Origin of the sequence: Pseudomonas entomophila L48, assembly GCF_000026105.1 — a bacterium.
GTDB classification, from domain to species: domain Bacteria; phylum Pseudomonadota; class Gammaproteobacteria; order Pseudomonadales; family Pseudomonadaceae; genus Aquipseudomonas; species Aquipseudomonas entomophila.
The window spans coordinates 541,140-559,040 of the sequence record NC_008027.1; the positions used below are offsets into that span (position 1 = coordinate 541,140).

Sequence of the window (17,901 nt, forward strand, 5' to 3'; positions counted from 1 at the left end):
CGATGATGAATGGTTACGGAAGCCTGTTCGAACGCCTGAGCGGCGAGTCCGACCAGCGTGCCAACTGGCGGCGTGAAGACGCCGCCATGGCTTCCGTGGCCGCTCATCTGGCGAAGATGCTCAGCACCCGGGCCGGCAGCGTGCAGACGCTTGCCGACTACGGGTTGCCGGACCTCAACGACATGCGCCTTAGCCTTCACGATGCGCTCAGCCAGGCCCGTCGGGCCATCGAGCATTTCATCGAGGCCTACGAGCCGCGCCTGTCCGATGTCCGGGTGATTTCCCGACCGCGTGATCACGATCAGCTCAAGCTGGCTTTCAGTATCGAAGGCCAGCTTGAGGTGGACGGCATCAAGCGCTCTGTCAGTTTTGCCGCGCGCCTGGATGGCAGCGGGCAAGTCAGTGTCAGTCAAGGAGACTAACGATGTCGCGCCTCCCATAGCCCTGGATTTCACGAACCCTGCGCCACTGGCGGTACTCGAGATCTGAATTCAGGCGGAACGACGGATGTCCTTCAATTACTACTACCAAAGCGAGCTGACGGCACTGCGCCAGCTGGGGCGGCGCTTTGCCGAACGCAGCCCGGCGCTGGCGCCGTTCCTCGGCCAGGCCGGGCGCGACCCGGACGTCGAGCGCCTGCTCGAGGGCTTCGCCTTCCTCACCGGCCGCTTGCGGCAGAAGCTCGACGACGAGCTGCCTGAACTCACCCACTCGCTGATGCACCTGCTGTGGCCGAACTACATGCGCCCGCTGCCGGCGTTCAGCATCCTGCAGTTCGACCCCCTGCGCCAGGCCGGCCCGGCCCTGCGGGTCGAGCGCGACACGCCGGTTGAAGGCAAGCCGATCGACGGTGTCAGCTGCCGCTTTCGCACCTGCTACCCGACCGAGGTGCTGCCGCTGCGCCTGAGCGCGCTGAACTACTCGCTCAATGGCCAGGGCGCGCTGCTGAGCCTGCGCCTGGACATGAACTGCGACGGCAACCTGGGCGATGTGAAGCTCAGCAAGCTGCGCCTGCACCTGGCCGGCGAGCGCTACATCAGCCAGATGCTCTACCTGAGCCTGCTGCGCAGCCTGGCCGGTATCGAGCTGATGCCGCTGGACAGCCACGGCAAGCCGATGCTCAACGCCAAGGGCGAGCCGCTGCTGCTGCGCGCGCCGGCGGCCAAGGTGCACCCGGTGGGCTTCGCCGAGGAAGAGGCGCTGATCCCTTACCCGCTGAACACCTTCCGTGGCTACCGTTTCCTGCAGGAGTACTTCGCCTTCCAGGACAAGTTCCTGTTCGTCGACGTGACCGGCCTGGAGGTGCTGCAGAGCCTGCCGGAGGAAACCCTCAAGCAGGTGCATGGCGTCGAGCTGCGCTTCGACATCCGCCGTGGCGAGGCCCAGCGCCTGCGCCCGACCCTGGACAACGTCAAGCTGTACTGCACGCCCATCGCCAACCTGTTCAAGCACGATGCGCTGCCCATCCGCCTGGATGGCAAGCAGGACGAATACCTGCTGCTGCCGGCCGAGCTCGACCTGGAGCATTGCGGGGTGTTCTCGGTCGATAGCGTGACCGGCTGGAGCCCGGGTGGCCTGGGCTACCAGAACTACGTGCCGTTCGAATCGTTCGAGCACGACGCCAGCTTCGACGTGCCGCAGAACCGCCCGCACTACAGCATCCGCCAGCGCTCCTCGCTGCTGCACGACGGCCTGGACACCTACCTGAGCTTCGGCGTGCACCAGGCCGAGTCCCACGAGACGCTGTCGATCGAGCTGACCTGCACCAACCAGAACCTGCCGCGCCGGCTCAAGCTGGGCGACATCTGCATGCTCAGCGAGGAGACCCCCGAGTTCCTCACCTTCCGCAACATCACGCCGGTCACCGCCAGCTACGCGCCGCCGCTGAACCGCGACTTCCTGTGGAAGCTGATCAGCAACATGTCGCTGAACTACCTGTCGCTGGCCGACGTCGACGCGCTCAAGGTGATCCTCGAGACCTACGACCTGCCGCGCTACTACGACCAGCACGCCGAGAAAGTCAGCCGGCGCCTGCTCGGCGGGCTCAAGTCGATCCGCCACCAGCACGTCGACCGCCTGCACCGTGGCCTGCCGCTGCGCGGCCTGCGCACCGAGCTGACCATCGACCCGGAAGGCTACATCGGCGAGGGCGACCTGTTCGTCTTCGCCTCGGTGCTCAATGAATTCTTCGCGCTCTATGCCAGCCTCAACTCGTACCACGAGTTGCGGGTGAAAAGCACACAAGGGGAGGTGTACCAATGGACACCACGCATGGGCCTGCAACCGCTGCTGTAAGCCGGCTGAGCCGGAGCATCCGCGAGTACTCGCTGTTCCAGGCGGTGCTGCTGGTGATGGAGCAGTTGCGCGAGGCCTACCCGTACCTGGAGGACGAGGAGCTCTACGACCTGGTGGAGTTCCAGGCCAATCCCAGCCTGGGTTTCCCCGGCAGCGACGTCGACCGCATCGAGTTCTTCCACGAGCACGGCCAGCTGCGCGCGCGCATGCGCTTCAACCTGATCGGCCTGGTCGGCTCCAGCTCGCCGCTGCCGGCGTTCTATGGCGAGCAGGCGCTGGGCGACAACGAGGACGGCAACCCGACGCGCACGTTCCTCGACCTGTTCCACCACCGCCTGCAGCGCCTGCTGCTGCCGATCTGGCGCAAATACCGCTACCGCGCCAGCTTCGAGAGCGGCGCCCTGGACGGGTTCTCGTCGCACCTGTTCGCCCTGATCGGCCTGGGCGGTGAAGAGATCCGCCGGGCCAAGGAGCTGAACTGGAAGCGCCTGCTGCCGTACCTTGGTGTGCTCAGCCTGCGCGCCCACTCGGCGGCGCTGATCGAGGCGGTGCTGCGTTACTACTTCAAGCACGCCGACCTGGTGATCGAGCAGTGCCTGGAGCGGCGCGTGGACATCCTCGAAGAGCAGTGCAACCGCCTGGGCCTGGCCAACAGCCTGCTGGGCGAAGACGCCGTGCTGGGCGAGCGCGTGCGCGACCGCAGCGGCAAGTTCCGCATCCACATCACCCAGCTGGATTGGCAGCGCTTTCACGAGTTCCTGCCGATCGGTTTCGGTTACCAGCCGCTGTGCGCGCTGACGCGCTTCACCCTGCGCGACCCGCTGGACTACGACATCCGCCTGGAGCTGCGCCGCGAAGAGATTCGCGAGCTGCGCATCGGCGAACAGAACGTCTGCCACCTGGGCTGGACCAGTTGGCTGGGTCGCGAGCGCGCCGATGGCGTGGTGACCCTGGGAAGCAAAATTCATTAAGGACCAATGGCCATGATCAACGTAGACCTGCAACAACTCGTCCAGGCCCTGGACGCCGACAGCCGCCGCGACCTGGAGCGCTCCGCCGAGCGCTGCGTGGCCCGTGGCGGCAGCAAGATCCTGGTGGAGGACCTGCTGCTGGGGCTGCTCGAACGCAGCGACAGCCTGCTGCAGCGTGCCCTGCAGGACGCGGCAGTCGACGTCGGCGAGTTCAGCGCCGCACTGCAGCCGAATGTCGAGCACAGCGCCACCCGCAACCCGGTGTTCGCGCCGGAGCTGGTGCAGTGGCTGCAGGATGCGTTGTTGGTTTCCAACCTCGAGCTGGGCCAGAGCCAGGTCGACCAGGCCGCGTTGATCCTTGGTCTGCTGCGCAACCCGCTGCGCTATGCCGGCAGCCGCTACCACAAGCTGCTGTCGGGCCTGGATATCGAGCGTCTCAAGGGCTATGCCCTGTCGCAACAGCCTGCCGCACCGAAGGCTGCTGGCGCGCCCCAGGGCGAGTCGATGCTGCAGCGCTTCACCCACAACCTCACCCAGCAGGCCCGTGACGGCAAGCTCGACCCGGTGCTGTGCCGCGATGCGTCGATCCGCCAGATGATCGATATCCTCGCCCGCCGCCGCAAGAACAACCCGATCGTGGTCGGCGAGGCCGGCGTGGGCAAGACCGCCGTGGTCGAGGGCCTGGCCGCGCGGATCGTCGCTGGTGAAGTGCCGCCGGCGCTGCAAGGTGTCGACCTGCTGGCGCTGGACATGGGCCTGCTGCAGGCCGGGGCCAGCGTCAAGGGCGAGTTCGAGCGCCGCCTGAAAGGCGTGATCGATGAGGTCAAGGCCGCGCCGCGCCCGGTGATCCTGTTCATCGACGAAGCCCATACGCTGATCGGCGCGGGCGGCAATGCCGGTGGTTCCGACGCCGCCAACCTGCTCAAGCCGGCGCTGGCGCGTGGCGAGTTGCGCACCATCGCCGCCACCACCTGGGCCGAGTACAAGAAGTACTTCGAGAAGGATCCGGCCCTGGCCCGTCGCTTCCAGCCGGTGCAACTGCACGAGCCGACCGTGGGCGAGGCGGTGACCATCCTGCGCGGCCTGGCCCAGCTGTACGAGAAGAGCCACGGCATCTACCTGCGTGATGACGCCGTGGTCGCCGCGGCCGAGCTGTCGGCGCGCTACCTGACCGGCCGCCAGTTGCCCGACAAGGCCGTCGACGTGCTCGACACTGCCTGTGCCCGTGTACGCATCAGCCTGGCCGCGGCACCGGACAGCCTTGAGCGCCTGCGTGCCGAACTGGCCGAGGGCGAGCGCCAGCGCAACGCCTTGCGCCGCGATGCCGAGGCGGGGCTTGAGATCGACCAAGAGGCCTTCGAGCGCCTGGAGCAGCGCCTGGCCGAAGCCCATGACCAGGAAATCGAGCTGGACGCCCGCTGGGCCCGTCAGCGTGAGCTGGCCGAGCAGGTGCTGGAGCTGCGCCAGCAGGTCGCCAACGCCCCCGTCGAAGCGCCAGCGCCAACTGAAGGCGAGGAGGGCGAGGACGCCATTGTCGGCGAAAGCCGCGAACAGCTCCAGCAGCGCCTGGCCGAGACCCACCAGGCCCTGCTCGACGCCCAGGCCGAGGAACGCCTGGTCAGCGCCGAAGTGTGCCCGCGCCTGGTGGCCGAAGTGATCAGCGCCTGGACCGGCGTGCCCCTGAGCCAGCTGGCCCGCGAGCACAACGCCAAGGTGATCAGCTTCGCCGACGACCTGCGCGCGCGCATCCGTGGCCAGGAGCAGGCCGTGCACGCGCTCAACCGCGCCATGCGCGCCACCGCCGCCGGCCTGAACAAGCCCGATGCGCCGGTGGGTGTGTTCCTGCTGGTCGGCCCCAGCGGCGTCGGCAAGACCGAGACCGCGCTGGCGCTGGCCGACCTGCTGTACGGCGGCGACCGCTTCATCACCACCATCAACATGTCCGAGTTCCAGGAGAAGCACACCGTCTCGCGCCTGATCGGCGCGCCGCCCGGCTACGTCGGTTACGGCGAGGGCGGCATGCTCACCGAGGCGGTGCGCCAGAAGCCGTATTCGGTGGTGCTGCTGGACGAGGTGGAGAAGGCCGACCCGGACGTGCTCAACCTGTTCTACCAGATCTTCGACAAGGGCGTGGCCAACGACGGTGAAGGGCGCCAGATCGATTTCCGCAACACGCTGATCCTGATGACCTCGAACCTGGCCAGCGACCAGATCAGCGCCCTGTGCGAAAACGGTGAGCGCCCGGACGCCGAGCTGCTCGAACAGCATATCCGCCCGGTGCTCAGCCGCCACTTCAAGCCGGCCCTGCTGGCGCGCATGCGCGTGGTGCCGTACTACCCGGTGGGCGGCCCGGTGCTGCGCGAGCTGATCGAGATCAAGCTGGGCCGCCTGGGCGAGCGCCTGCAGCGCAGGCAACTGGCGTTCAGCCACTGCCAGGCGCTGGTCGACCACCTGGCCGAGCGTTGCAGCCAGAGCGAAAGCGGCGCGCGCCTGATCGACCACCTGATCGACACCCACGTGCTGCCCAAGGTGGCCGACCGCCTGCTCGACGCCATGGCCAGCGGCGAGGCGATCAGCCGCGTGCACGCCACCCTCGACGCGGATGCCGGCGTGATCTGCGAGTTTGCCTGAGGTGGGTGTGATGTTCGCGCACGTGCCGCACCCGCTGGCCTATGCCGAGACGCTGCTGGGCACCTTCACCGACCTGGCCCGGGCGGCGGACGACCAGTGCCTGTTGCAGGCGCTGGTGCAGGCCGTGGCCGGGCTCAGCGGTTGCCCGCTGGTGCAGGTGTACCTGCTCGACCCGACCCATACCCGGCTCGGGCTCGAAGCCGCCTGGCTCGACGGCAAGCTGCTGGCGCGCGACTGCTCCAGCCTGCCGGCCGACTACAACGGCGAGCAGCTGTTGCAGTTCGCCCTGTGCCAGAACCGTGTGGTGAACATCGCCGAACTGTCCGCCAGCCTGTTTGACACCAGCTTCCTGCCTTGCCAGAACACGCCCTGGCAGGCGCTGCTGGCGGTGCCATTGGTGACCGCGCAGCAGCGTGTCGCCGGGGTGTTGCTGTGCGTGAACCGCGAGCGCGGCGCGCTGGACGGTTTCGCCGACTCACTCGGCCGCCTGGGTGGTTTCGCCATGGGCCAGTTGCAGCTGTTGCGCCGCCTGCGCCAGCCCGGGCCACAACCCCAGGCAACCAGCCCGGCGCCGATCGCCGCCAGCAGCTATGGCCTGATCGGCCAGAGCCAGGCCATGCGCCAGACCTGCCAGATGATCAGCAAGGTCCTGCACAGCCCCTACACTGTGTTGCTGCGCGGCGAGACTGGCACCGGCAAGGAGCTGGTGGCCCGCGCCATCCACGACTACGGCCCGCGTCGCTCGGGCGCGTTCGTGGTGCAGAACTGTGCGGCGTTTCCCGAGAGCCTGCTGGAGAGCGAACTGTTCGGTTATCGCAAGGGTGCCTTCACCGGTGCCGATCGCGACCGCCCCGGGCTGTTCGATGCCGCCGACGGCGGCACCCTGCTGCTCGACGAGATCGGCGACATGCCCCTGGCCCTGCAGGCCAAGCTGTTGCGCGTGCTGCAGGAAGGCGAGATCCGCCCGCTGGGCTCCAATGTCACCCACAAGATCGACGTGCGCATCATCGCCGCGACTCACCGTGACCTGGCGCAGATGGTCAGCGACGGCCTGTTCCGCGAAGACCTGTACTACCGCCTGGCGCAGTTCCCCATCGAGCTGCCACCGCTGCGCCAACGCAACGGCGATGTCATCACCCTGGCCCGGCACTTCTGCGACAAGGCCTGCGACTTCCTCCAACGCAGCCCGGTGGGCTGGTCCCAGGCTGCCCTGGATCACCTCGACGGCTATGCCTTCCCCGGCAACGTGCGCGAGCTCAAGGGCCTGGTGGAGCGCGCGGTGCTGCTGTGCGAGGGCGATGAGCTGGAAGTCGGTCACTTCGCCTTGAACCTGGCCGAGCCACCGCTGGAGGACAGCGAGCTGAACCTGCGCGAGCGCCTGGAAAAGGTCGAGCGCCGCCTGCTGCTCGACTGCCTGCGCAAGCACGACGGCAACCAGACCCTGGCAGCCCGCGAGCTCGGCCTGCCGCGGCGCACCCTGCTGTACCGGCTGGGGCGCCTGAACATCCAGATCGGCGATTGCGAGGGCTGACCGGCATGACCCCGACACCTACCTATTCCAACCCAGGCGCGCCCGTGGCGGCGCATGCCTCATCCGTACATGGAGTCGTTCCGATGTTTCACCGTCACTGGCGGGTCACGTTGCTGGCCCTGGTTACCGCGTTCGCCCTGGCTGGTTGCGGTGGCAACTACAAGTTCGACGACGACAGCTACCGTCCCCTGGGAGACCCCCAGGCCCTCAACCGTGGCAACTGAGCACAAGGAGCCCTGACCATGGAACTGGTTTTCGAACTGCTCGACAAACGCCAGCACGGCCGCACCGACTCGCCGACCAAGACCTTCGGCCGCGCCGGTGGCGAGATCGGCCGGGCCAAGGATTGCCACTGGAGCATCGAGGATGACAAGCGTCACCTGTCCAGCCATCACGCCCAGGTCACCTACGAGAACGGCGGGTTCTACCTGACCGACATCAGCAGCAACGGCGTGCGCCTGGCCAGCAGCGGTGCCCAGCTGCGCAAGGGCGAGCCGTACCGCATCGAGCAGGGCGCGGTGTACCGCCTGGGCGACATCGAAGTGCGCGCGCGGCTGATCGACAGCGAGCCGGGCATGGATGTCAGCCTGGGCATGCCGGGCGGCAACATCATCCCCGACGACGCCTTCCTCGAACTCGACCCGATCAGCGCCCTGGACCAGGAAGAGTCCCGCCTGCATCCGATGGACGAGCTGGCGGCCATGGCCATGCCCGAGCCACCGGCCCGCCAGCGCGCCGACTACGCGCAGATCGACCGCGAAAGCCTGATCGTGCCGACCCTGGTGCCAGCCGTAGCACCGGAGCCCGCGCCTGCGCCGGCCCCGCGCGAGCGTCGCGACGACGCCTTCTGGAAGCGCTTCGGTGCCGCCCTCGGGGTGGACATGGACAACCTCGACGAGCAGGCCCGCGAAGACCTGGCGGTGCAGGCCGCCGGGCTGCTGCGCCACAGCATCGGCGGTTTGCAGCAGAGCCTGCGTACCCGCAGCGAGCTGAAGAACGAACTGCGCCTGTCGCTGACCACTCCGCAAGGTGCCAGCCGCAACCCGATCAAGGCGCCGCTGGAGGCCGACCAGGTACTCGGCGAGCTGCTCAAGCCACGCCGTGGCGGGCAGATGTCCGCCGAGCAGGCGGTGTCCCAGGCCTTCCGCGACCTGCAGGCGCACCAGGTGGCCATGCTCGGCGCCAGCCGCCACGCGCTGCGCAGCACCCTGGAGCACTTCGCCCCGGAACAGCTGGTATTGCAGTTCGAGCGCCAGGGCCGCCGGGGCCTGTTCGGTAGCCGCTGGAAATCCTACGTGCGCTACCACCAGGCCCTGATGGGCAACGAAGACTGGAGCGAGCGACTGCTGGCCAAGGACTTCGCCCGAACCTACGAAGAGCAGGTGCGCCTGATCGCTTCCCTTCATCACGACCCGCAAGGATGATTTCCATGACTCGCATCACCCGCACGATGCTCAGGGCGACGTGGGCCCTGGCCACCTTGTCCTGGCTGGCCGGCTGCAGCGCCCTGTCGCCGTATTCGCACATGACCAAGCTCGACCTCACGCTGACCGCCACCGACCAGCTCAACCTGGACATCAATGGCCGGCCGTCGCCGGTGGTGGTGCGCCTGTTCGAGCTCAAGCACCCGGTGGCGTTCGAGACCACCGATTTCTTCAGCCTCTACCAGCGCCCGAAAGAAGCCCTGTCGCCGGACATGGTGGCCAGCGAGGAGCATGAGCTGCGTCCGGGCGAGACCCTGACCCTCAAGCTCAGCATCGACCCCGACAGCCGCTTCGTCGGCATCATGGCCGCCTACCGCGACCTCGACCAGGCGCAGTGGCGCCGGGTGCAGGCGATCCGCGCCGGCGAGCGCGTGACCGCCAACTTCTACCTGGACCAGGCCGGTATCCACAATGGCGTGCCGGCAGTGGCACAAGCGGGTGAGCGCCCATGAATGTGCACAAGGTAGTCTGGCAGGAGGGGATGCTGCTGCGTCCCCAGCATTTCCAGCACAACGACCGTTACTACGACAGCCAGATGAAGACCCGCACCCAGTTGCTGGGTACCTACACCTGGGGCTTCATCAACCTGGAAATCGACCTGCAGTTCCTCAACATGGGCAAGCTGGTGATCAGCCGCGCCGCCGGCATCCTGCCCGACGGCAGCCTGTTCGAGCTCGACGGCAGCAGCGAGCCGCTGGCCCTGGACGTGCCGCCGAACACCGGCGCTACGCCGATCTTCATGGCCCTGCCGCTGGTCACCGGCAACCACATCGAGGCACGCCGCCCCGAGCAGTCCGATGTGCTGACCCGCTACACCACCTACGAGGTGGAGGTGTCCGACTCCAACGCCGGCGACGACAACAGCAGCCAGATCAACTGCGCGCGCCCCGACTTCCGCCTGCTGCTGGGCGAGCAGCAGACCGACCAGGCCTACGTGAAGCTCAAGGTCTGCGAGATCCTCGACACCTCGCCCGACGGCGTGATCAGCCTCGACCCGGACTTCGTGCCGACCTTCATCCGCACCCACTCCTCGGTGTACCTGCTGTCGTGCCTGAAGGAAGTCATCAGTATGCTGGCGCTGCGCGGCGACACCCTGGCCGAGCGTATCCGCTCCAACGGCAAGGTCGGTGGCGCCGAGGTCGGCGACTTCATGATGCTGCAGCTGATCAACCGTACCGAACTGCTGCTGCGCCACTACCTGAGCCTGGAGCAGGTGCACCCCGAAGAGCTGTACCGCACCTTCCTGATCATGCTGGGTGACCTGTCGACTTTCTCCAGCGACACCAAGCGCCCGCGCCTGGATGCCCGCTACCAGCACAGCGACCAGGGCGCGAGCTTCCGCAAACTGATGGAGTCGATCCGCCAGGTGCTGTCGATGGTGCTCGAGCAGCACGCCATCGAGCTGGAACTGCAGCAGCGCCAGTACGGCATCCTGGTCTCGCCGCTGCACGACCCGGGCCTGCTCACCACCGCCTCGTTCGTGCTGGCGGCCAGCGCCAACTGCGAGTCCGAGGAGCTGCGCCAGCGCCTGCCGTCGCACCTGAAGGTCGGCCCGGTGGAGCGCATCCGCCAGCTGGTCAACCTGCACCTGCCGGGGCTCAAGGTCAAACCGTTGCCGGTGGCGCCGCGGCAGATCCCGTTCCACGCCAACAAGACCTACTTCATCGTCGAACTCGACGCCGCCGACCGCGCCAAGATGGACGGCTCCGGTGGCTTCGCCTTCCACGTCACCAGTGAGTTCTCCGATCTCGAACTGAAATTCTGGGCCATCAGGAACTGAGCATGAGCATGGACATGGATACCCCCCAGGACGACAAGACCGTCCTGTTCAACCAGGATGGCTCGGCTCCGGAAGGGCAGGCGCTCACCGCCCTGGGCGGTTCGGCGCGGGCCGAGCCGCTGGAGCAGCGCGTGGTCTATTCGGCGCGCCTGCCCTCCAGCGGCAGCTTCAGTGTCGGCCTCAACCCACTGGTGGCCGCCGCCAGCGAGCTGCTCTCGGAAGTGGTGCGGCTCAAGCACAGTGACACCGCCGAAGACCTGAACAACCTCAAGGAGCGCCTGAGCGCTTGCGTGCGCGCCTTCGAGGCGCGCATTCACTACGAGGGCGTGGAGAACGGCCAGGTCACCGTGGCCCGCTACCTGCTGTGCACCGTGGTCGACGAGGCGGTGGTCACCACCCCCTGGGGCAACGAGAGCCAGTGGTCGCAGATGAGCCTGCTCAGCGCCTTCCACAACGAGACCTTCGGCGGCGAAAAGTTCTTCTCGCTGCTCGACCGCATGTCGAAGAACCCGGTCAAGCACCTGGCGATGCTCGAACTGATGTACCTGTGCCTGTCGCTGGGCTTCGAGGGCAAGTACCGGGTCATCGACCGCGGCATGTCCGAGCTGGAAGGCATTCGCGACGCGCTGTTCCGGCAGATCCGCCAGCTGCGTGGCGACGTGCCGCGCGAGCTGTCGCCGCGCTGGGAAGGCCTGGACCAGTTGCGCAACAGCCCGGTGCGCATCGTACCGTGGTGGAGCGTGGCGCTGTTCACCCTGGTGTGCCTGGTGGTGATGTATTCCGGTTTCGCCTGGGTGCTGGGGGAACAGCGCGCGACCGTCCTGCAACCCTTCCAGACGCTTGAGCAGCCTGCGGCCCAAACGCGGCCGTGACACAAGGACCTGTGATGAAGAATTTTTTCAAGAAAGTCGGCGCCTTCCTCGCCAAGACCTGGGTCTGGAGCCTGCTGCTGGTGCTGGCCCTGGCCTTGCTGGTGTGGTTCGCCGGGCCGCTGCTGGCGGTGGCCGACAACAAGTTCTGGGAAGACGCCGCAGCGCGCCTGCTGACCATCAGCGTGCTGTTCCTGCTGTGGGGCTTGTGGATGGTGTTCGCCAGCTGGCGCGCCAACAACCGCAAGCAAGCCGAGCTTGAGAGCGAGGATGGTCGCGAGCGCCTGGAGCGTGAAGAGCGCAAGGAAGAGGAGGGCAAGGAGATCAAGGCCCGCTTCAAGCATGCCTTGTCCACCCTCAAGCATTCGAGCCTCTACGGTGGCCGCAGTGAACGCTGGCGCCGTGACTTGCCCTGGTACCTGGTGCTCGGCCCACAGGGCGCGGGCAAGACCAGCCTGATCGACCATTCGGGCCTGGAGTTCCCGATCAACGCGCTGGAGCGCAAGCTCGCCCGTGATCCGTCCAATGGCGATTTCTGCGACTTCTACTTCGCCGAGCAAGCGGTGCTGGTGGATACCGCCGGGCGTTTCCTCAACCAGTCCGATAGCGAGATCGACGGCAGCGCCTGGCGGGTGATGCTCGACCAATTGCGCCTGCGCCGGCGCAACCGCCCGCTCAATGGCGTGGTGGTCACCGTGCCGCTGGACACGCTGCTCGGCGGCGAGGCCGCGGTCAACGATCTGGCGCAGAAAGTCCGTTCGCGCCTGCAGGAGCTGCGCCAGCGCTTGCACGTCGAGGTGCCGGTGTACCTGGTGCTGAGCAAGACCGACCGCCTGCAAGGCTTCGACGCCTTCTTCGACCAGCAGTCGCGCGAAGAGAACGAACAGGTGTTCGGCATCACCTTCGGCAAGGGCCAGAACGGCGCCGACACCGAGCTGCTGGCCAAGGAATTCCAAGGCCTGCTGCAACGCCTGGGTGACCAGGTCACCCAGCGCATGCACCACGAGCGCAACACCCTGCGCCGTGCGCGGATCCTCGACTTCCCGCACCAGCTGGGGCGCATCGGCGACCAACTGTGCCTGTTCGTCGACGCCGCCTTCACCGGCAACCGTTACCAGCGCGCCAGCCAGCTGCGCGGCTTCTACCTGACCAGCGCGCCGCACCAGGCGCCGCAGGTGGACAGCGACAATGGTTACCATCCCGGCCAGCCCGGGCGAGCGGCGCCACAGGGGCGCTCGCGTTTCATCCTGCAGTTGTTCAGCCGGGTGATCTTCCCCGAGTACGACCTGGCTGGCCTCGACCAGCGCGAACGTCGACGCATCCATTGGGGCCAGCGTGCTGTCTATCTTGGTGCCCTCGCGGCGCTGGCGCTGTTCGGCGTGCTGTGGGCCGGCAGTTTCTCCGGCAACCATGAACGCTTGGAACAGGTGCGCGAACTGGGCCAGCAATGGCACCGCCAGCATGTCGGCCTGGGCGCCCGTGACGACGCCCTGGCCGCGCTCAAGCCGCTGGACACCGCCTGGCAGGCCTCGCGCGTGTTCCCTGAGCGCAGCGACGCTTCGTGGCTGCACCGCGGTGGCCTGTACCAGGGCGTGCCGGCCAACGAAGTGCTGCAGCCGGCCTATCAGCGCGAGCTGGAAACCCTCCTGCTGCCACGGGTGGCGCAGATGGTCGAAGGGCAGATCCGCGGCAACCTGAAAAGCCGTGAGCGCCTGCTCAACAGCCTGCGCGCCTATCTGATGCTCGGCATGCCCGACCGCCGTGACCAGGGCTGGCTCAAGGACTGGGTGGCGGCCGGCTGGTCGCAGCAATACCCTGGCAACACCGCCGTGCAGGAAGGCCTGAACGCTCACTTCGGGCGTCTGCTCGAGCAGCCGTTCGCCTACCCGCTCAACGACGCCTTGGTGGTCCAGGCGCGCCAAGTGCTGCGCGCCGAGTCCCTGGCCAGCGTGGTCTACCGGGTATTGCGCGAACAGGCCCGCAGCCTGCCGGAGTACCGCCTGAGCCAGCAGCTCGGGCCGCAGGCCAGCCAGTTCGTTGGTATCGACTACCCGATCCCCGGCTTCTACACCTCCCAGGGTTACCAGCAGTACTTCTCGGTGCAGGGCGCCAACCTGGTCAACGACATCCTGCGCGACAACTGGGTGCTGGGCGAGGGCAGCGGCATCAGCGACATGGACATGCGCCGGTTGATGGTCGAGTTGGAGCAGCTGTACTTCCGCGACTACGCCAACTACTGGGGCGAGGCGATCAACCAGGTCGGCCTGATCCCGTTCAACGACGCGGGCGAAAGCGCCGACCAGCTGTCGGCGCTGACCGCCGCCAACTCGCCGTTGCTGCTGCTGCTCACCGAGGTGCGCGAGAACACCCGCTTCCCGGTGCTGGCGGAAACCCCGGACGAAGGCAACCAGGCGGCCGAGGCCGCGGCTGGCAAAGCCGCTGCCAAGAAGCTCGGCAAGGGCGGCGCGGCAGTGGCCGGCGCCGTGGCCGACAAGGCCCGCGATGCCCTGGCCAAGAAACCACTGCCGGACACCGCGCGCATGGCCCTGCAACGGCGCTTCGAGCCGCTGCACCGGTTGCTCGACGACAACAACGGCCCGGGCCCCGACCTGGCGCCGACCATGCAGGCGCTGAACGACCTGCAGCAGCAGATGGCCGGCCTGGCTCGTTCCAACCAGGCCGAGGAAGCCTCGTACCAGATGGCCAAGGCGCGCATGTCGGGCCAGCGCGATGCCCTGAGCAGCCTGCGCAACGGCACTGCGCGCCTGCCACGGCCAGTGGCCGGCTGGTTCAACCTGCTGTCCGACGACATCTGGCGCATGGTGCTCAACGACACCTACAGCTACCTCAACCAGCGCTACCAGAGCGAGCTGTACAGCTTCTATGGCCGCGCCATCGAGTCGCGCTACCCGTTCAACGCCCATGGCACCAGCGACGTGGCGATCAGCGACTTCCGCGACTTCTTCAAGGCCCAGGGCGTGGCGGACCGCTTCTTCGACACCTACATGCGCCCGTTCGTCAGCGGTGAAGCCGGCACCTTCCGCCTGCGCAGCCTCGATGGCCAGAGCCTGCCGATGGCCAGGGCGTACCTGGAGCAGATGGGCGCGGCCCAGACCATCCGCCAGAGCTTCTTCGCGCAGAACCCGGAAGAGCCGCAGGTGCAGTTCAAGCTCGAACCGTACACCCTCGACCCGTCGGTGAGCCGCGCCGAGTTCCGCTTCGGCGACACGGTGATCGACTACCGCCATGGCCCGATCGTCTCCACCAGCCTGAAGTGGCCGACCGAGGCCCAGGACGGCAACAGCAGCCTGACCCTGGAGCAGCTCAACGGCCGCCCCATGGCGCTGGAGAAGAACGGCGGCCCGTGGTCGCTGTTCCGCCTGCTCGACCTGATGCAGACCGAGTACCTCAAGGGCCGCGACACCATGGTGCTCAAGGCCAATGTCGGCGGCATGCGCGCCAACTACCTGCTGACCAGCCAGCGCGCGCCGAACCCGTTCGACATGAACGTGCTGCGCGGCTTCCGCCTGCCAGGGGAGCTGTGATGCAGCCTGCCACCCCCTGGCGCAGCGCGGCGCGCACCGACCCGGGCAAGGTCCGTGCGCGCAACGAGGACGCCTTTCTCGACTGCCCGCAGCAGGGGCTGTGGGCAGTCGCCGATGGCATGGGCGGCCACGAGGCTGGCGATGTCGCCAGCCAGATGATCGTCGAGAGCCTGGCCGAACTGCCGGCCAGCAGCACGTTCGACGAGCGCGTGGTCGCCGTGCGCCAGTGCCTGCACTGGATCAACCGCCGGCTTGGTCAGGAGCTCACCGTGAGTGTCGAAGGCCAGGCGCGGATCATCGGCAGCACCGTGGTCACCCTGCTGCTCGAAGGCCGCCGTGGCGCTTGCGTGTGGGCCGGCGACAGCCGCTGCTACCTGTGGCGTGGCCAGCGCCTGTACCAGCTGACCCGTGACCACTCGCTGCAGCAGCAACTGATCGACAAGGAGCGCATGAGCGCCGAGCAGGCCCGTGAGCACCCTTCGGCGCGGGCCTTGACCCGTGCCGTCGGCGCCAGCGCCAGCCTGACCCTGGAAGTGCTGGAGTTCGAGGCGTGCCCAGGTGATGTGTTCCTGCTGTGCAGCGACGGCCTGTACGACGGCGTGGAGAGCGGTGGCCTGGGCCATGCGCTGGACCTGGCCTCGCCCGGCGAAGCCCTGCAACGCCTGTTCGAAACCGCCCTGGGCGGTTCGGCGAAAGACAACCTGACCGCAGTGGTGATCCACCGATGAACCTTGGCAGCGGCGACGCGCTGGATGTGCTCGACGCACTCGAGCAGGACAGCGAGTCGACCTATTTCGCATTCAACCAGGCCACCGCGCCCGAGCCCGCCCGCACCGGCAAGGGCCGGCGCAAACGGCGGGGCAAGGGGCGGGCGCCTGCTACCACGCAGGCACCGGCCGCCACCCCGGTGCGCGCGCTGCCACCGTTGCCCGACGTGCTCGCCGGGCGCTACCGCCTGGAGCGCCTGCTCGGCGCGGGCGGCATGGGCCGGGTGTACCGCGCTCGCGACCTGTTGCAGGAGCGCTTCGGCGACCCGCAGCCGCTGCTGGCGCTGAAGCTGATGAGCGACCAGTTGGCCACCGCTCCGGACGCCAACGCCCTGCTGTTCAACGAGTACGCCCTGACCAGCCGTCTGCGCCACCCCAACCTGGTACGCCTGCAAGGCTTCGCCGTCGACCCGGAGAGCGACCGTGGCTTCATCACCATGGAACTGATGCGCGGCACCTCCCTCGACCGCCTGCTCTGCGACCAGCCGATGGGCCTGGCCTGGGCGCAGGTGCGCGAGATCGCCGTGCCGTTGCTCGATGTGCTCGCCTGCGTGCACGCCCAAGGCGTGGTGCACGGCGACCTCAAGCCCAGCAACGTGATGCTTACCGACGACGGCCTGCGCCTGTTCGACTTCGGCCTGGGCATGGCCCTGGAAGGCCCGCTGGCCGGCCTGCCGCACCTGAGCCATGGCCGCTTCGAGGCCTGGACCCCAGCGTATGCCGCGCCGGAGCTGTTCGAAGGCGGCACCCCAAGCACCGCCAGCGACCTGTATGCGGTGGCCTGCGTGTTGTACGAACTGGTCACTGGTCGCCACCCGTTCGACCGCGTGCTGTCGCTCAAGGCCCGAGAGCAGGGCCTGCAGCATGCGTTGCGGGTGCCGGAGAACATGCCGGCCAAGGCCTGGACGGCGTTGCGCACGGCCCTGGTCTTCGACCCCGGGCAGCGCAGCATCGGCGCCGCGCAGCTACGCGATGCTTTTGCTGCGCGTGGCTTTTGGTCAAGGTTCGGCAAGTGAATAACCCTCGGTGGGCATACGGAGCATGGCACCGGCTTCGCCGGTGTTCGCCGGCAAGCCGGCTCCTACTAGGTACCCAGCACCAGCACCGTACCTGTAGGAGCCAGCTTGCTGGCGAAGAGGCCGGCCCAACCAATACAACGCTATTGCTTCCACCGTTTTTGGTTTCTGACTTACAGGTCAACTGCGCAAGAAGTTGCGCACTCAAATGTGGATAAGTGTGTGGATAGTTTGATGCAGGCCTTGTTACTCGTCATGTACAGCCAACTGCGCAACTTTTTGCCACCACTGCGCAAGAAGTTGCGCAACTTTTGAATGGTTCAACTTGAAAAGAACACCCAAATGGGTGTGCATGCTTTCTAACTATCTGATTTAAATAGATAAATAAAAACTGGCACGCCCTTTGTATTACCTAGTCGCCCCGAGGTGGCAAATTCCTGCCACCCGGCGACTATTTTCCAAGCAAGGAGAGCGACACATGGCAACTCCCGCCTACATGGCCGTCACCGGCGAAAAACAAGGTCTGATCACTGCCGGCGCCTTCACCGCCGACTCGGTGGGCAACACCTACCAGGAAGGCCACGAAGACCAGGTCATGGTCCAGGGCTTCGAACACGAAGTGATCATCCCGCGTGACCCGCAGTCCGGCCAGCCGACCGGCCAGCGCGTGCATAAACCAGTGAAGATCACCAAGGTCTTCGACAAGGCCTCGCCACTGCTGCTGGCCGCCCTGACCTCGGGCGAGCGCATGACCAAGGTCGAGATCAAGTGGTACCGCACCTCGGCCCAGGGCACTCAAGAGCACTACTACACCACCGTCCTGGAAGACGCGATCATCGTCGACATCAAGGACTACATGCACAACTGCCAGGACCCGGCCAACGCCCACTTCACCCACCTGGAAGACGTGTACTTCACCTACCGCAAGATCACCTGGACCCACGAAGTGTCCGGTACTTCCGGTTCCGACGACTGGCGCGCGCCGGTCGCAGGCTAAGCCTGGACCCCGCCA

Annotated in this window: 14 protein-coding genes; all 14 read left to right on the forward strand. The window is 67.0% G+C overall.

The window, feature by feature from the left end; all coding sequences use genetic code 11:
• Positions 1 to 5 precede the first annotated feature (5 nt).
• The 14 genes from tssE (at position 6) to PSEEN_RS02515 (ending at position 17,886) form a co-directional block, all read left to right on the forward strand.
• Positions 6 to 422 (forward strand): type VI secretion system baseplate subunit TssE, encoded by a 417-nt coding sequence (tssE, locus tag PSEEN_RS02450; RefSeq protein WP_011531907.1) that lies wholly within the window; start codon positions 6 to 8, stop codon positions 420 to 422.
• Between the two features lie 85 nt (positions 423 to 507).
• A complete protein-coding gene (gene tssF / locus PSEEN_RS02455; protein WP_011531908.1) occupies positions 508 to 2,295 on the forward strand; it encodes a type VI secretion system baseplate subunit TssF in 1,788 nt (595 codons plus the stop codon).
• Complete coding sequence (tssG, locus tag PSEEN_RS02460; RefSeq protein WP_011531909.1) at positions 2,259 to 3,266, forward strand: type VI secretion system baseplate subunit TssG; 1,008 nt, start codon at positions 2,259 to 2,261, stop codon at positions 3,264 to 3,266. Before tssF ends, tssG begins: the two co-directional genes overlap by 37 nt.
• A gap of 6 nt (positions 3,267 to 3,272) precedes the next feature.
• Positions 3,273 to 5,897 (forward strand): type VI secretion system ATPase TssH, encoded by a 2,625-nt coding sequence (gene tssH, locus PSEEN_RS02465; protein WP_162042907.1) that lies wholly within the window; start codon positions 3,273 to 3,275, stop codon positions 5,895 to 5,897.
• Positions 5,898 to 5,907: 10 nt separating this feature from the next.
• Entirely contained in the window at positions 5,908 to 7,428 is a 1,521-nt protein-coding gene (locus PSEEN_RS02470; protein ID WP_011531911.1) for a sigma-54-dependent Fis family transcriptional regulator, read from the forward strand.
• Between the two features lie 83 nt (positions 7,429 to 7,511).
• Complete coding sequence (locus tag PSEEN_RS02475) at positions 7,512 to 7,652, forward strand: hypothetical protein (RefSeq protein WP_011531912.1); 141 nt, start codon at positions 7,512 to 7,514, stop codon at positions 7,650 to 7,652.
• Between the two features lie 18 nt (positions 7,653 to 7,670).
• Positions 7,671 to 8,852, forward strand: coding sequence for a type VI secretion system-associated FHA domain protein TagH (gene tagH / locus PSEEN_RS02480; protein WP_011531913.1), 1,182 nt, complete (start codon positions 7,671 to 7,673; stop codon positions 8,850 to 8,852).
• Positions 8,853 to 8,857: 5 nt separating this feature from the next.
• Positions 8,858 to 9,364, forward strand: a complete 507-nt coding sequence (gene tssJ, locus PSEEN_RS02485; protein WP_011531914.1) for a type VI secretion system lipoprotein TssJ — start codon at positions 8,858 to 8,860, stop codon at positions 9,362 to 9,364.
• Positions 9,361 to 10,692: a type VI secretion system baseplate subunit TssK gene (gene tssK, locus PSEEN_RS02490; RefSeq protein ID WP_011531915.1), complete on the forward strand. Its 1,332-nt coding sequence runs from the start codon at positions 9,361 to 9,363 to the stop codon at positions 10,690 to 10,692. Before tssJ ends, tssK begins: the two co-directional genes overlap by 4 nt.
• A gap of 2 nt (positions 10,693 to 10,694) precedes the next feature.
• Positions 10,695 to 11,564 carry a type IVB secretion system protein IcmH/DotU gene (icmH, locus tag PSEEN_RS02495; RefSeq protein WP_011531916.1) on the forward strand — a complete coding sequence of 290 codons (870 nt, stop codon included), beginning with the start codon at positions 10,695 to 10,697 and terminating at the stop codon, positions 11,562 to 11,564.
• Between the two features lie 14 nt (positions 11,565 to 11,578).
• Positions 11,579 to 15,106, forward strand: a complete 3,528-nt coding sequence (gene tssM / locus PSEEN_RS02500; RefSeq protein WP_011531917.1) for a type VI secretion system membrane subunit TssM — start codon at positions 11,579 to 11,581, stop codon at positions 15,104 to 15,106.
• Complete coding sequence (locus PSEEN_RS02505; RefSeq protein WP_011531918.1) at positions 15,106 to 15,834, forward strand: PP2C family protein-serine/threonine phosphatase; 729 nt, start codon at positions 15,106 to 15,108, stop codon at positions 15,832 to 15,834. Before tssM ends, PSEEN_RS02505 begins: the two co-directional genes overlap by 1 nt.
• Complete coding sequence (locus tag PSEEN_RS02510) at positions 15,831 to 16,889, forward strand: serine/threonine-protein kinase (RefSeq protein ID WP_011531919.1); 1,059 nt, start codon at positions 15,831 to 15,833, stop codon at positions 16,887 to 16,889. The genes PSEEN_RS02505 and PSEEN_RS02510 overlap by 4 nt, the downstream gene beginning before the upstream one ends.
• Before the next feature lie 478 nt (positions 16,890 to 17,367).
• The gene (locus tag PSEEN_RS02515; RefSeq protein ID WP_011531920.1) at positions 17,368 to 17,886 is read left to right on the forward strand and encodes an Hcp family type VI secretion system effector; all 519 of its coding nucleotides are present in this window, start codon (positions 17,368 to 17,370) and stop codon (positions 17,884 to 17,886) included.
• The last annotated feature ends 15 nt before the right edge of the window (positions 17,887 to 17,901 follow it).

What these genes read in the sequence shown, in the direction of transcription:
- tssK (WP_011531915.1), top strand. Translation starts at nt 9,361, where the DNA reads ATGAATGTGCACAAGGTAGTCTGGCAGGAGGGGATGCTGCTGCGTCCC.
- tssM (WP_011531917.1), top strand. Translation starts at nt 11,579, where the DNA reads ATGAAGAATTTTTTCAAGAAAGTCGGCGCCTTCCTCGCCAAGACCTGG.
- tssF (WP_011531908.1), top strand. Translation starts at nt 508, where the DNA reads ATGTCCTTCAATTACTACTACCAAAGCGAGCTGACGGCACTGCGCCAG.
- icmH (WP_011531916.1), top strand. Translation starts at nt 10,695, where the DNA reads ATGAGCATGGACATGGATACCCCCCAGGACGACAAGACCGTCCTGTTC.
- PSEEN_RS02510 (WP_011531919.1), top strand. Translation starts at nt 15,831, where the DNA reads ATGAACCTTGGCAGCGGCGACGCGCTGGATGTGCTCGACGCACTCGAG.
- PSEEN_RS02470 (WP_011531911.1), top strand. Translation starts at nt 5,908, where the DNA reads ATGTTCGCGCACGTGCCGCACCCGCTGGCCTATGCCGAGACGCTGCTG.
- tssJ (WP_011531914.1), top strand. Translation starts at nt 8,858, where the DNA reads ATGACTCGCATCACCCGCACGATGCTCAGGGCGACGTGGGCCCTGGCC.
- tssE (WP_011531907.1), top strand. Translation starts at nt 6, where the DNA reads ATGAATGGTTACGGAAGCCTGTTCGAACGCCTGAGCGGCGAGTCCGAC.
- PSEEN_RS02505 (WP_011531918.1), top strand. Translation starts at nt 15,106, where the DNA reads ATGCAGCCTGCCACCCCCTGGCGCAGCGCGGCGCGCACCGACCCGGGC.
- tssG (WP_011531909.1), top strand. Translation starts at nt 2,259, where the DNA reads ATGGACACCACGCATGGGCCTGCAACCGCTGCTGTAAGCCGGCTGAGC.
- PSEEN_RS02475 (WP_011531912.1), top strand. Translation starts at nt 7,512, where the DNA reads ATGTTTCACCGTCACTGGCGGGTCACGTTGCTGGCCCTGGTTACCGCG.
- PSEEN_RS02515 (WP_011531920.1), top strand. Translation starts at nt 17,368, where the DNA reads ATGGCAACTCCCGCCTACATGGCCGTCACCGGCGAAAAACAAGGTCTG.
- tagH (WP_011531913.1), top strand. Translation starts at nt 7,671, where the DNA reads ATGGAACTGGTTTTCGAACTGCTCGACAAACGCCAGCACGGCCGCACC.
- tssH (WP_162042907.1), top strand. Translation starts at nt 3,273, where the DNA reads ATGGCCATGATCAACGTAGACCTGCAACAACTCGTCCAGGCCCTGGAC.